Source organism: uncultured Muriicola sp. (genome assembly GCF_947258935.1).
In the GTDB taxonomy this organism is placed as follows: Bacteria; Bacteroidota; Bacteroidia; order Flavobacteriales; family Flavobacteriaceae; genus Muriicola.
The window spans coordinates 36,876-50,029 of sequence record NZ_CAMYKH010000004.1 but is presented as its reverse complement, the minus strand read 5'-3'; the positions used below and the strand labels follow the sequence as shown (position 1 = coordinate 50,029).

14 protein-coding genes are annotated in these 13,154 nt (G+C 40.5%); 4 read left to right on the top strand and 10 right to left on the bottom strand.

What is annotated here, in order from left to right; all coding sequences use genetic code 11:
- Positions 1-5: 5 nt before the first annotated feature.
- From hemF to hemA, 6 genes are all read right to left on the bottom strand, one after another.
- Positions 6-914 carry an oxygen-dependent coproporphyrinogen oxidase gene (hemF, locus tag Q0X72_RS01125; protein WP_297760803.1) on the bottom strand — a complete coding sequence of 303 codons (909 nt, stop codon included), beginning with the start codon at positions 912-914 and terminating at the stop codon, positions 6-8.
- Positions 914-1,345 (bottom strand): hypothetical protein, encoded by a 432-nt coding sequence (locus tag Q0X72_RS01120; RefSeq protein WP_297760800.1) that lies wholly within the window; start codon positions 1,343-1,345, stop codon positions 914-916. Before Q0X72_RS01120 ends, hemF begins: the two co-directional genes overlap by 1 nt.
- Before the next feature lie 65 nt (positions 1,346-1,410).
- Positions 1,411-2,439, bottom strand: coding sequence for a uroporphyrinogen decarboxylase (gene hemE / locus Q0X72_RS01115; RefSeq protein WP_297760797.1), 1,029 nt, complete (start codon positions 2,437-2,439; stop codon positions 1,411-1,413).
- Between the two features lie 2 nt (positions 2,440-2,441).
- Positions 2,442-3,122, bottom strand: coding sequence for a uroporphyrinogen-III synthase (locus Q0X72_RS01110; protein WP_297760794.1), 681 nt, complete (start codon positions 3,120-3,122; stop codon positions 2,442-2,444).
- Positions 3,119-4,033: a hydroxymethylbilane synthase gene (gene hemC, locus Q0X72_RS01105; protein ID WP_297760792.1), complete on the bottom strand. Its 915-nt coding sequence runs from the start codon at positions 4,031-4,033 to the stop codon at positions 3,119-3,121. The genes Q0X72_RS01110 and hemC overlap by 4 nt, the downstream gene beginning before the upstream one ends.
- Complete coding sequence (hemA, locus tag Q0X72_RS01100) at positions 4,030-5,286, bottom strand: glutamyl-tRNA reductase (protein WP_297760789.1); 1,257 nt, start codon at positions 5,284-5,286, stop codon at positions 4,030-4,032. Before hemA ends, hemC begins: the two co-directional genes overlap by 4 nt.
- A 201-nt stretch (positions 5,287-5,487) precedes the next feature.
- On the opposite strand from hemA, the gene Q0X72_RS01095 reads away from it, so the two are divergent.
- Together Q0X72_RS01095 and Q0X72_RS01090 are read left to right on the top strand one after the other, a co-directional pair.
- Positions 5,488-6,375 carry a helix-turn-helix transcriptional regulator gene (locus tag Q0X72_RS01095; RefSeq protein ID WP_297760786.1) on the top strand — a complete coding sequence of 296 codons (888 nt, stop codon included), beginning with the start codon at positions 5,488-5,490 and terminating at the stop codon, positions 6,373-6,375.
- Between the two features lie 97 nt (positions 6,376-6,472).
- Complete coding sequence (locus tag Q0X72_RS01090; protein ID WP_297760783.1) at positions 6,473-6,850, top strand: VOC family protein; 378 nt, start codon at positions 6,473-6,475, stop codon at positions 6,848-6,850.
- A 38-nt stretch (positions 6,851-6,888) separates the two neighbouring features.
- On the opposite strand, the gene Q0X72_RS01085 is transcribed toward Q0X72_RS01090, so the two are convergent.
- The 4 genes from Q0X72_RS01085 to Q0X72_RS01070 all read right to left on the bottom strand — a co-directional run bounded on the left by Q0X72_RS01085 (position 6,889) and on the right by Q0X72_RS01070 (position 10,154).
- Entirely contained in the window at positions 6,889-7,728 is an 840-nt protein-coding gene (locus Q0X72_RS01085) for an N-acetylmuramoyl-L-alanine amidase-like domain-containing protein (RefSeq protein WP_297760780.1), read from the bottom strand.
- Positions 7,729-7,756: 28 nt separating this feature from the next.
- The gene (locus Q0X72_RS01080) at positions 7,757-8,428 is read right to left on the bottom strand and encodes an STING domain-containing protein (RefSeq protein ID WP_297760777.1); all 672 of its coding nucleotides are present in this window, start codon (positions 8,426-8,428) and stop codon (positions 7,757-7,759) included.
- A gap of 292 nt (positions 8,429-8,720) precedes the next feature.
- Positions 8,721-9,239: a hypothetical protein gene (locus Q0X72_RS01075; protein ID WP_297760774.1), complete on the bottom strand. Its 519-nt coding sequence runs from the start codon at positions 9,237-9,239 to the stop codon at positions 8,721-8,723.
- Between the two features lie 36 nt (positions 9,240-9,275).
- A complete protein-coding gene (locus Q0X72_RS01070) occupies positions 9,276-10,154 on the bottom strand; it encodes a mechanosensitive ion channel domain-containing protein (RefSeq protein WP_297760771.1) in 879 nt (292 codons plus the stop codon).
- 370 nt (positions 10,155-10,524) lie between these two features.
- Here Q0X72_RS01070 and hemH point away from each other — a divergent pair, with 370 nt between their 5' ends.
- Positions 10,525-11,556: a ferrochelatase gene (gene hemH / locus Q0X72_RS01065; RefSeq protein ID WP_297760768.1), complete on the top strand. Its 1,032-nt coding sequence runs from the start codon at positions 10,525-10,527 to the stop codon at positions 11,554-11,556.
- Positions 11,556-12,947 (top strand): MATE family efflux transporter, encoded by a 1,392-nt coding sequence (locus Q0X72_RS01060; RefSeq protein WP_297760765.1) that lies wholly within the window; start codon positions 11,556-11,558, stop codon positions 12,945-12,947. Before hemH ends, Q0X72_RS01060 begins: the two co-directional genes overlap by 1 nt.
- The last annotated feature ends 207 nt before the right edge of the window (positions 12,948-13,154 follow it).

Sequence of the window (13,154 nt, the reverse complement as noted above, 5' to 3'; positions counted from 1 at the left end):
TTGAATCAGGAAGCTATCCAATCTTTGGGTTCATTCAGGACACATAACAAACGGGCCTCCTCACTTCCTTTCTCAGGATGATGATCATATACCCATTGTACAGTTGGGGGTAAACTCATCAAAATACTTTCAATACGCCCATTGGTCTTTAAACCAAACAAAGTGCCTTTATCATGTACAAGATTAAATTCCACATAGCGCCCCCGTCTGATTTCCTGCCAGGTTCTTTGGTCCTTTGAATAGGAGAGATCTTTTCTTCTCTCCACTATGGGCACATAAGAGTTCAGGAAAGAATCTCCTACTTCTGTGACAAAATTATACCACTGTTCCATGCTCATCTCCTCAGAAGCTTTGCAATAATCAAAGAACAGACCTCCTATGCCGCGTGCTTCCTGTCTGTGGCTATTGTAGAAGTATTCATCGCATTTTGTTTTATATGTTGTATAAAAATCAGGATGGTGTTTGTCACAGGCTTGTTTACAGATCGTATGAAAATGCAGCGCATCTTCATCGAATAAATAGTAGGGTGTTAGGTCCTGCCCACCTCCAAACCATTGGTCTACTATATTTCCCTCCTTATCATACATTTCAAAATACCTCCAATTGGCATGCACAGTGGGGACAAATGGATTTATGGGGTGTAATACCAAGCTTAGTCCACAAGCAAAAAAATCTGCTTCCTGAACACCAAAATAGGACTGCATACTTTTTGGAAGCGCACCGTGCACAGCAGATATATTAACCCCTCCTTTTTCAAAAACGTCACCATTTTCAATAACACGGGTTTTGCCACCGCCACCTTCCGGCCGTTCCCAAATATCTTCCCTAAAGATGGCTTTCCCGTCAAGACTCTCCAATTGAGAGGTGATGGAATCCTGCAGGGCTACTATATAATTATAGAATTTATCTTTCATTACTGTGGATCAATTAAATGTACTAATTGAGATTTTGAATGAAGTGTTAACTCATCAAGTGTATGTACTTTTTTGGATTCTTGCGTCAATTTTCGCAATGTAGCCAGACCTTTTTCCAGATCATGTTCTTTCTCTTTAAAAAAAATCGTTCTTCCTACTTCATTATTATGCATGTCCATAGCATTGGAAAGTGGATCTCCGGGTAATATCTTTTCATGCATAGTTGTGATCTTTAGGGTCCATTTCAAGACTGTATTTTCGTCTTTCTTCCATTGCATGCATTCTTTGGCAATAAGCCAATTCCAAACGGCATGCCTGAAGGCATTGGAAGGGGTATTCTTATGGTGTTTAGTTCCAAAAAATGTATTGGAATACTGCACAGCCTGTTTTGTTGCCTTATATGTTGGCCAGAGCAGTCTTATATTTCCCAAACATAATGTCATCAAATGCCAAAATTGTGCAGCATTCGCTCTTTTTATGAAATGCCATAGATCCACTACTCCGAATACGACTTAACCGCATCTATGAATGCTTTGGCATTTTCTACGGGGACGTTTGGTAAAATACCATGGCCCAAATTTACAATGTATCTGTCCTTACCAAAATCGCGTATCATTTTTGCAACCATTTTCTTTATATCTGAAGGAGGTGAGAACAGACGTGTAGGATCAAAATTACCCTGCAACGTTATGTTCCCTCCACTGAGGTAACGTGCATTTTGTGCAGAGCAGGTCCAATCTACACCCAGGGCGGCCGCACCAGATTGCGACATGGTCTTTAGGGCAAACCAGCACCCTTTCCCAAATACAATTACCGGGGCTTCGTCTTTTAGTGCATCAACGATCTGTTGAATATAAGGCCAGGAGAATTCATTATAATCTTCCGGGGATAACATCCCTCCCCAGGAATCGAACACCTGAACTGCGTTCACTCCGGCTGCTACTTTGGCCTTCAGATAGGCAATTGTAGTATCCGTGATCTTTTGAAGCAGTCCATGAGCTACCGAAGGCTGGGTAAAGCAGAATTCTTTGGCCTTGTCAAAGTTTTTGCTGCCTTGTCCCTGTACGCAATAACATAGTATGGTCCATGGAGACCCGGCAAAACCAATAAGTGGCACCTCATCCTGCAATTTTTCCTTGGTCATTTTGATGGCATCCATTACATAGCCAAGACTTTTATGGACATCTGGTACTATAACTCGGTCCAGATCTTTTTGAGATCGGATAGGGTGGGGTAAATAGGGACCAAAATCTGGTTTCATCTCAACCTCAATTTCCATAGCCTGAGGAATTACCAGGATATCACTAAATAAAATAGCGGCGTCCATCCCAAATCTCCTGATGGGCTGTACGGTAATCTCTGAGGCCAGTTCCGGGGTTTGGCATCGGGTAAAGAAATCGTACTTCTTTTTGAGTTCCATAAATTCTGGCAGATACCTGCCAGCTTGCCGCATCATCCAAACGGGAGGCCTTTCTACGGTCTCCCCTTTTAATGCCTTTAAGAATAGATCGTTCTTTATTGCCATGTTCATTGTTTTAATAGAGTAGGAAGTTTTTTAATAAGCATTTCTATCACACTATCCACTGTAGGTTTTTCAGCAACATTTACATGTTCACTGTACTTCCTTGCTTCCCTGGCGGTAGTTTCTCCAATGCAAAATACAGGAGTATTTCCAATGACATTTTCCCGGGTAAAACTCTCAACACCACTTGGACTGTAAAATAATATCCCTTGAAACTTCTGATTATGTCGTTGAGGCACAAGGCTGGTCTTGTATACCTCTATTTCTTTAAAAAGTATGCTCTCCTTGCTGAGGATCATTCTCAGATCGGGTCTGTTTCGATTTCCTGTAAAGATCAAAAAATGTTCTTTTTTATACCGTTTTGCAATAAAATTGGCCAATTCTAAAGCATTTTCAGTCATTTTGATCACTTTTAGCTCATTTTCTTCTAAAAATGACTTTGTTTTTTGCCCAACACAAAAACAACTAATTTCAGACATCCTGAGCTGTGGTTTATCAGTCAAATACCGCAAAAAGCTTTTCACCCCATTCTTGGAGGTAAAAATGAAATAAGTAAATCCTTTTGGAAGCTCAAAATCTATAAGATCAATAGCAATAGCATTGTATTCTTCCACAACAATATGGGCATCTTGTAGCGTCCTTTTTTGGTCCTCGCTTAATAATCTGGTGGAGAGGACGGTGCTCATTTTTGTAGTTGTGCTTTAATGGATGTCATAAGTTCTTTACCACCCTGTTCCAATATATCCTGAGCACAAGCTTTGCCAAATCCATCTAGTGCTTGTCTATTCACTTCTTTGTGAATCTCAAATTTTACTTGCCCGTCCAGGGAGAGAAGGATCCCTCTGAAATAAAGGTTATTTTCTTTAAATCTAGCTAAGGCACCTATGGGAGCCGTGCATCCACCTTCCAGGGTACGCAGAAAATCGCGTTCCACCTTAGTGCACTTTTCAGTATCTGCATCATTCAAAGCGGCGAGCGCCTTTTTACAATCCTCATTTTTATCGAGGGTTACAACCATCATGGCGCCTTGTGCAGGTGCCGGGATCATCCATTCCAATGTGGTATGTTTTTCCGGAAGAATACCAATTCGTTCTAATCCGGCTGCGGCAAATATGGCCGCATTCCATGGATTAGTACTTAATTTTTCTAAACGGGTGTTTACATTGCCTCGCAGATCTGTGATCTCATGTAGTGGATATTTATGTAACCACTGTGCTTTCCTGCGCAGACTTCCGGTAGCAACAAGACCTTCCTCATTTAGAAAGTTGAGGCCCTTATGCACTAAAATATCTCTGGGATTCCCTCTTTCCAGTACAGCCGCTTGAACAATCCCTTTGGGAAGCAGGGTAGGCACATCTTTCATAGAATGTACGGCCAGGTCTATTTCTCCTTTTAGTAGGGCTACATCTAATGTTTTGGTGAAAATACCGGTAATGCCTAATTCGTAGAGAGGTTTATCTAACAGCAGGTCACCGGTAGCTTTTACTGGGACCAGTTGACAAGTATGTCCTAATTCTTCCAGCTTAATTTTTACGGATGTGGCTTGCCATAAGGCCAATTCGCTATCGCGGGTCCCTATCCGGATGGGTTTGCTCATGGTTTATCAACTTCTAATTGAAAAACCCGTTGAATAAGTTCCAGACTATCTTCGGCATCCACCTCTGTATCTTTTAAATGATTGGCGAACTGTTTGGTGATTTTTTGTATGATCCTGGCGGAGATGATATCTGCCTGTTCCGAATTAAAGTCGGATAGTTTTTTAGATTGAAAGTTGATCTCCTCATCTTTCATGGTATTTAATTTCTTTTTTAAGGCTTTAATGACCGGGGCAAATTTTCTTGTTTCTAGCCATTGAATAAAATCTTTCCGTACCTCATTAATGATCTTTTCTGCCAGTGGGATATCCTGTTTCCTTCGTTCCAGGGTCTCGTCTGTGCGTTGAGAAAGATGATCTAAATGAACCAGTGTAACTCCGGGGACATCCGTTACGTCATCTGCTACATTCTTAGGGATGGACAGATCCAGAATAAGTAATGGTTTTTTGAGATGCAGCAGCGCTTTTGATATGGTTGGAGATTGCGCAGCTGTTGCTACAATAAGTACATCTGTCTGTCTGATCTCTGTTTGAAGATCCCCATAGTCTTTTACCAATAGGTTGAACTTGCCCCCTATCTTTTGTGCCTTGTCTTTGGTCCGGTTTATTAGGGTGATATGCGTATTCTGTGTGTGTTTCAAGAGGTTTGCACAGGTGTTTCTTCCTATCTTCCCTGTTCCAAAAAGCAAAATATCTTTTTCGGAGATATTCGGCACTTCTTGTAAGATGTATTGTACCGATGCAAAGGCCACGGAAGTAGCACCACTAGATAATTCGGTCTCGTTCTTTATCCGTTTGCTTGCCTGAAGAATGGTGTTGCAAAGACGTTCCAGAAAGGGATTGGCCAGGCCACTTTTTTTAGATCGTGCAAAGCCTTTTTTTATTTGGCTAGTGATCTCAAAATCGCCAAGGATCTGACTGTCGAGCCCTGTACCTACGCGAAACAGATGATCAATGGCCTCATAGTTCTTGTATATATAACCAACTTCCTGAAACTCTTCAACACTTCCACGAGAATGGTCACAAAGGAGTTTTATCAATTGAAAAGGATGTTGTGCAAAACCATGAAATTCGGTGCGGTTGCATGTAGCCGTTATCAGAAGTCCGTCTATTCCAAGTACCTTGGCCTGTTGAAGAATTGCCTCTTCAGCTTGTTCTTCCAAACTAAATTTTCCCCTAAGAACGGCATCGGCCTTTACATAGCTCAAACCTATCGTGTAGAACGAATTATGTCTGGAGATATGATAGTTCTTCATTTAATGGTTTCTGAAGGGCAAAAATAATGGCTACGATAGCACAAAAATAACGCTAGCGGTACTTTAAGTATCGTTATAAGTTTTTTTGATGACGGTTTTAGCATAAAAGCTGTGAAATCCATTATTTTTGCTGAAGATACCTACATTCAAAATATATATTATTTAGAATTATTCTAAATAAATAGACGTAAAAATCGACTTATGAATGATAAAAATAACGCTGAAGGTTCCTTACAAGAGATCTTTGTAGAACCCGGTTTTTTGGTACTCAAATTTCAGAATGAAACCACTCAAATTCAGCAGTTTAACCGTAAGATAGATCGCTCTTTTTTACAATTTCATTTTTGTATGAAGGGAAGGGCCAAGTTTGTTTTTAATCAGGGGACCTATGCGTTAGACGTACCTGAGGAACAATCCTTATTGCTGTACAACACTCAGGTAGATCTGCCCTTGAATGCAGAAGTGCATCCCAATTCATGGATGTTATCCCTGGTGATGAGCATTCAAAAATTTCATTCTTTATTCTCGCAGCAGGCAGAACATATTCCTTTTCTCAGTAAAGAGTTTGAGGACAAGAAGTACTACACCCAGGAACTTATTACCCCAACTATCGCAGTAGTGCTGAGTCAGCTTATGAACTACAACGTACACCCTACCATCATGGATCTGTATGTAAAGGGGAAGGTCTATGAACTTATAGCCCTCTATTTTAACAAGACAGATAATTCGGCATTGGAACAGTGTCCTTTTTTAGTGGACGAAGAAAATGTGAAGCGCATTAGAAAAGCAAAGGATATTATTTTACAGCGGATGACTGAACCACCTACCTTACCGGAGTTGGCAGAGGAAATAGGATTAAGTTTAAGAAAATTAAAAGAAGGATTTAAGCAGATCTATGGCGACTCTGTCTATAGTTTTCTATTCGATTATAAAATGGAATACGCCAGGAAAATGCTGGAGTCTAATCAGTATAATGTCAATGAAGTGGGCCTTAAAGTGGGCTATAGTACTTCCAGTCATTTTATAGCAGCCTTTAAAAAGAAATACGGGACCACCCCTAAGAAATACCTGATGTCCCAGGTGCAATAGTACTATAACTGGCGAGTTCTTACATGGTGCTATCCCATTTTTATTTCTGATCCCAAATAACGATCTTTAAAGAACCATCAATATAAACATACCAGGTATGAACCTAAACCAAGTGACTGTCCCTACCAAGGACCTGATCAAATCTATTGGGTTCTATGAAAAATTAGGATTAAAGCTGATCATAAAAGCGATCCCAACCTATGCCAGGTTTGAATGTCCCGAAGGAGATGCTACTTTTTCCATACATCAGGTAGATGAATTACCTCATGGGAATGGAGTCATGGTCTATTTTGAATGCCGGAATCTGGACATCTATGTGGCCGGATTAATAGAAAAAGGAATAAGTTTTGACGAATTGCCAAATGATAAACGGTGGATATGGAGAGAGGCCCGTTTAAAAGATCCGGACCAAAATCAATTGATACTTTACTTCGCCGGCAAGAATAGGAAGAATCCACCCTGGAGAATCGTGTAATTTGGCAAGAAGAATAACTATTTCTGAAGTACTACAACCTACAAGGGCCTGGCAACGATGACCCCAGTATTCTTCTTTATTTTTTTTAGGTAATCAACCAGTGGAAGTGCCGAGATCTCAACGGCTCCAGAGGAAGAGGCATGCAGGAGATGAATACGTCCGTCATCAGCTCTGATCGCAAATCCGGTATGGGTAACATCCAATCCTTCAATGGAAGTAGCAAGGGCAATGATATCTCCGGAGTGGATCTGATCTTCATTCATGGCCAGCATTTCCTGAGATAAGATACACAGCGACTGCTGTTGTAATTTCTTTTCAGTTTCCTGTATGTGTTGAAAAGACTTATCATCCTTTAAATGGGGATAAAGGTCTCGGTGCACACTCATGAAATTGAGCTTTTTGTCTATTTCTGCTCCCCCCAAAGAAGCTGTGATATTTTGTACCAACCCCTTTTTTTCATTATCTGAGATCCATTCTGTAAAATAATGTAGTCTGGAACCATATCCATTTAGTTGCCCATCCCTGTATCGTATTTTTTCAAGTGTTTTTACAAAGGAATCAAAGTTGGGTTCTGTTTTTTCATTTACCAGGCCAAAGGCCAGCACATTTTCAACATAGGTGGTACAATCTAATCCCTCTAGGGTAATCACCAGAGATTCCTCTTCCCCCACTTCCAGGGTTTTGGCTACATAGGGGACACCTATAAAGGTTTTACCAATGGCCACCAACTCCTCCCCAAAAAGCTCATTATCTATACCTTTTACTTCCAGAATTTTTTGGATTACTGCCTCTTTATTTTCCGGTGAGCATGTAATGGCTTGTGCCCATGTTGTAACAGAGGCCAAAAAGATGAAAAAGCATAATGGTATAGATCTCACAAGAAATGAATTTAGCATCAATTATATTTTAGACAGATATAAAATTTAATCTTTCATTCGAAATTTCACTTGAATATTCGATTCTTAACTGATCAATTTTTTCCGAAAAAAAGGAATATATTTTCTTAGAGTTCTTCTCTGCCTTCTGGCTATTCGTGAAGTCTTTCCGCATATATCTTGAAATAGAAAACAGTGTTCTGGGAAACTCATATACTATCAATTTTGCATCTTGAACATTGGCACGAACCCAAAATGGTTCGCTATAAGTTTCTTCCCGTACGTATACAATATCAGAATTCATCTCAATCTTTTCACTATATTTTATTAGTGAAGCCAAACTTATTGGCATTCCAATTTCAACTGAAATATGATTAGCGGTAAATGTTTTGATACTCCCATCCGGGAAAGAAAAATGGATTGGTGTTTTGGTCTTGAGTAATTTCCCCAATCTTCCTGTAAAATTCATAAAATAGCCAGTAGCAAGAATTTCTGCCAGGGATTTTTTATAAGCCTTTACATTTTCGAAATAAAAAATTACGGCCAAAATTATTGATAATATAAGTCCAATCCCAATAGCGATCCATTGATTTGGAAACAACTTTGGTGCCATGCCTTGCAGATAACCTCCGTAGGTTCCGACCGTTGGAACAACCGAGTAAAACATATCTTTAATAGGTAAGAACTTTAGACTTAATTTCATACTCTATCTTAAAGGTTTCTGAAAACACCAGGTTAAAGTTAATAAAAGTTGCTACTTCATCCCTGAAAGCAACAAATCAACTTTTCCTTTCTAAGGAAAAAACGTTTTAAATTACAACATATCCGGATGTTTTGAATTGCGAGTTGACCCTTCCCATACCGATTGAGAATTTTGCATGCCCCAGTACTTTAGAGATTAATTGTAAGATTCATAAGAAATATTTGCGCGTTTTGAATGAAAATAAAAAAGATCAGATGAGGAAAATAGGAATTTCGTTGTGAATTTGGGGTAGTTATGAAGGAACATTCTTTAACATCTTTTCAATAGATCTATGTACCCCGGGAGACAATGTGCGCATGTATTTCTCCTGTGCAAGCAATCGTATTTCATTTGCCAGATCAGGATGTTTACAGGCAGTCTTATGGATAAACTTAAATGCCGTAAACCTTACGGATGGTTTCTTCTCCAGATGTTCCCATAGTGATACGCAGAGATCGAATAAATAACCTTCCTGTTCGTCGGTAAGGTCCATTTCAAGTAAGATCTTTATCAATTCTCGTTGATGCCCATCTGTCTTGCCATCAATACTTTCAATAATAAAGGGAATATATTTTTGTATACGGGGGTCATTTTTAGAAATGCAACTCCATAATACCCATGCTGCCCTCCAGGAATATGGCTGTTTATCTTGGATAGCTAATTCAATAGCCTCATCAAAATATTCCGGATACCCCTTTATAAATGAGATCATCTCGTCTTTATGCGAATGCAGCAAGGCATATTCTAACTTGGTCTCCTTAGATATAGTCACACGAATTTTTTTCACACTCCTCTATTCGTTAGGCCTTCACTTTTTTTTTGAAGGAGGGACCGTTTCTCCTTCATTTTTTATTAACACCCGTGTATGCGGCAGACTTTCCGGATAGTTTTTCTGTAAGAACGTTATCATTTTCTCCCGCACATGGACCCTAAGTTCCCAGGCAGAAGAGGCATCTTTAGCACTCATTAGGGCACGAATCTCCAGAGTGGTTTCCGTGGCATTGGTAACCTGTAATGCATCAGACTGGCCATCCCATAAATCTGTACCCTTGAGGATACGGGTTAATTTTTTTCGCAGTGCATCAATGGGAACTTTGTAATCCGTGAACAGATATACCGTACCTATGATGTCTGAGGAACTTTTGGTCCAGTTCTGTATAGGTTTCTCAATAAAATAGGTGGTAGGCACCACCAGTCGTCTTTTGTCCCAGATAGCGATAACCACATAGGTGAGGGTGATCTGTTCTATCCGGCCCCATTCACCCTCTATGACCACCACGTCATCAATTTTAATAGGTTGCGCAATTGCAATTTGGACGCCCGCTAGAATTGCGCCGATCATTTTTTGGGCCGAAAACCCAATAATGATACCCGCTACCCCGGCAGAGGCGAAAATGCTGATTCCGATCTCTTTAATACTATCAAAACTCATTAAAGCGATCCCCAGGCCGAAGATGATCAGGATAAAGATAAAGACGCGTTCCAGGATGGTAAATTGAGTATATATCTTACGGGCTTTGAGATTATCGGTAGTATGTACATCATAATTGCTAATGACCAGTTGCTTGATCAACTTAATGATCTTGATAAGTAACCAGGTAAAGGAAAAAATAAAAAGCAGGGTACTGGTCTTTTTAAACCAATAGGCATAGCTTTCCATGCCAAGCATTTCATTAAGCGAGCGCATCCGTATTAAAAATGAGAAAAAGAGGAAAAAAAGAGGAAGAGATATTTTTTTTACACTTCCAGACGGGATCAAATATTTAGGATTTTTCCCGAAATGGTTTATAATTTTGACCGTTACCCAATAGGCTATAAGTATCAACAAAAGGCTTCCCAAAACAACTAACATTGATTTGTAAACCGGATTTTTTAATAAGTCTTGGATCATTTGGTTTAATGAAATTTTGATTGCTGGTAAGGTGTTAAAATACGTAACAAAGATGTGAATACCATGCGAAATTAGGATTCTCTATAAAGGCATAATAAAAGTATTGCCCCAATGTGTCAAAATGTTGTACAACAAATGGTATTTTTGAAGCCTAAAAAAAAGCGTTTTGAAAGGAGTTTTATTAGTAAATCTGGGATCGCCAGACAGTCCCACAGCCAAGGATGTAAAGCCGTATCTGGATGAATTTTTAATGGACGAACGGGTTATAGATGTACCTAGGATCTTACGTAACATCTTGGTAAGAGGTATCATCTTGCAAACCCGCCCCAAAAAATCGGCCAAGGCCTATCAAAAGATATGGTGGGAAGAAGGGTCTCCCCTTATTGTGATCTCAGAAAGATTTGCCAAAAAAGTACGTTTAAAAGCAGACATACCCGTTGCCCTTGGGATGCGCTACGGCAGCATGAGTATTAAGAACGCACTGCAGGAATTAAAAGATCAAGGGGTAGATGAGGTGCTTTTGGTACCCTTATATCCGCATTATGCCATGTCTTCCTATGAAACTGTGGTGGTAAAAGTGCTGGAAGAGCAACAAAAATACTTCCCTGAGATGCAAGTTACTACCCTGCCTGCTTTTTATAAAAATCCTGAGTACATCAAAGTACTAGCAGGCAGCATTGCTCAAGGACTAAAAGACTTTGAGTACGATCATATACTTTTTTCCTACCACGGCATTCCGGAACGTCATATCCGTAAATCGGACCCAACGCGTTTTCATTGTAAAATAGATGGCAGTTGTTGTAATATCAATTCAGTGGCCCACAATACCTGTTACAGACATCAGTGTTATGATACTACCGAACTGGTAAAGGCGGCCCTGCAACTCCCTGAGGATAAAGTGAGCACCTCTTTCCAATCGAGATTGGCAGGAGATCCATGGTTAAAGCCTTATACCGACTATGAATTTGAACGTCTGGCTAAGGAAGGCAAAAAGAAACTAGCAGTGATCACCCCGGCCTTTGTAAGTGATTGTCTGGAAACGCTCGAAGAAATTGCGATGGAAGGGAAGGAACAATTTGAAGAAGCAGGTGGTGAGGACTACATACATATTTCCTGTCTGAATGATAATGATGCATGGGTGTCCTTAATGGCTTCATGGATCCGTGATTGGGAAACCAAACAGTTGCTTCCCGTCTAATGGCTAAAGTCTCCTCAGATCAGCTAGGCACAGAATCTATTGGGAGACTCCTGGTAAGGCAAGCAGTACCAGCATCTATCGGCATTTTAGTGATGTCGCTCAACATTCTAGTAGACACTATTTTTGTAGGTAACTGGATAGGATCCATCGCTATTGCCGCCATAAATGTGGTCTTACCTGTCTCTTTTTTTATTGCGGCTCTTGGAATGGCTATTGGGATAGGAGGGAGTAGTATTATATCAAGAGCTTTGGGTGCAGATCATCCGGAGAAAGCGCTAAAGACTTTCGGTAATCAGATCACCTTAACCCTGTTAGTGACCATTTCTATGGTTGCCCTGGGGTTGTATTATGCCGATGGCCTTATCCCTGCCTTTGGAGGCAAGGGAGGCATCTTTGAACCCGCTAAGACCTATTATACTATTGTGCTATACGGGGTTCCTTTCCTGGCCTTGTGCATGATGGGAAACACCGTGATCCGTGCGGAAGGGAAGCCTAAATTTGCGATGATCGCCATGATCATACCTTCAGTGGGCAACCTGGTATTGGATTATCTTTTTATCTATGTATTCGACTGGGGTATGGAAGGTGCCGCCTGGGCCACTACAGGAGGGTACCTCCTGTGTTTTGGGTATATCTTTTACTTTTTTCTCTCTAAGAATTCTGAATTAAAGATTAAGCTTTCAGATTTTGGACTCAATCTGCCCATACTAAAAGAGATCGGTTCACTTGGTTTTGTGACCCTTTCCAGACAGGCAGTGACCAGTGTTACCTACCTCCTGATGAATAATATTTTGTTCGATCTCGGAGGCGAATCTATGGTGGCTGTCTATGCCATTATTGGAAGAACGCTGATGTTTGCACTTTTCCCGGTATTTGGGGTTACGCAGGGCTTTTTGCCTATTGCCGGTTACAACTATGGTGCACGTAAATATGCGAGGGTTAGGGAAAGCATTAACACTGCCATTGCCTATGCAGCCATTGTGGCCACCGTGGTTTTTATAGGCCTTATGATCTTCCCTGCGGAGATCACCGGTTGGTTCCTTAGTAACAGGGCAGACATGTCTGCCGCAGAAATTGCGAGTAATATTTTTGTGTTGGAAAATACACCTTCAGCCATGCGTTGGGTGTTTGCAGCAACACCTGTCATAGCCATCCAACTTATTGGAGCGGCCTACTTTCAAGCGGTAGGGAAAGCCATTCCGGCGCTCTTACTTACTCTAACGCGTCAGGGCTTCTTCTTTATTCCCTTGATCCTTATTCTCCCTAATTATTTAGGGGAATTGGGAGTGTGGTTGTCATTTCCAATTGCGGACACCATGTCTACCATTGTAACAGGATATTATCTCCGAAATGAAGTGAAAAACTCTCTTATGAGCAAGGAAACTGCTTAATAAAGTCCATCTTTTTTTATTACTCAAGCTCGGCAAGGCCATTGCGGATATCAAAGCTACATTGCCATTGTTACAAAGCGAACGTACTGGATTGCTAACAGAATGTAAATTAAAAATGATGAATGATGTTACGGTTAAAAAAGGATTTGACACCATGCCCACTTATGAGATGTGCCGTGAATGGTATTGATGCTGGCTCTTTTAGTT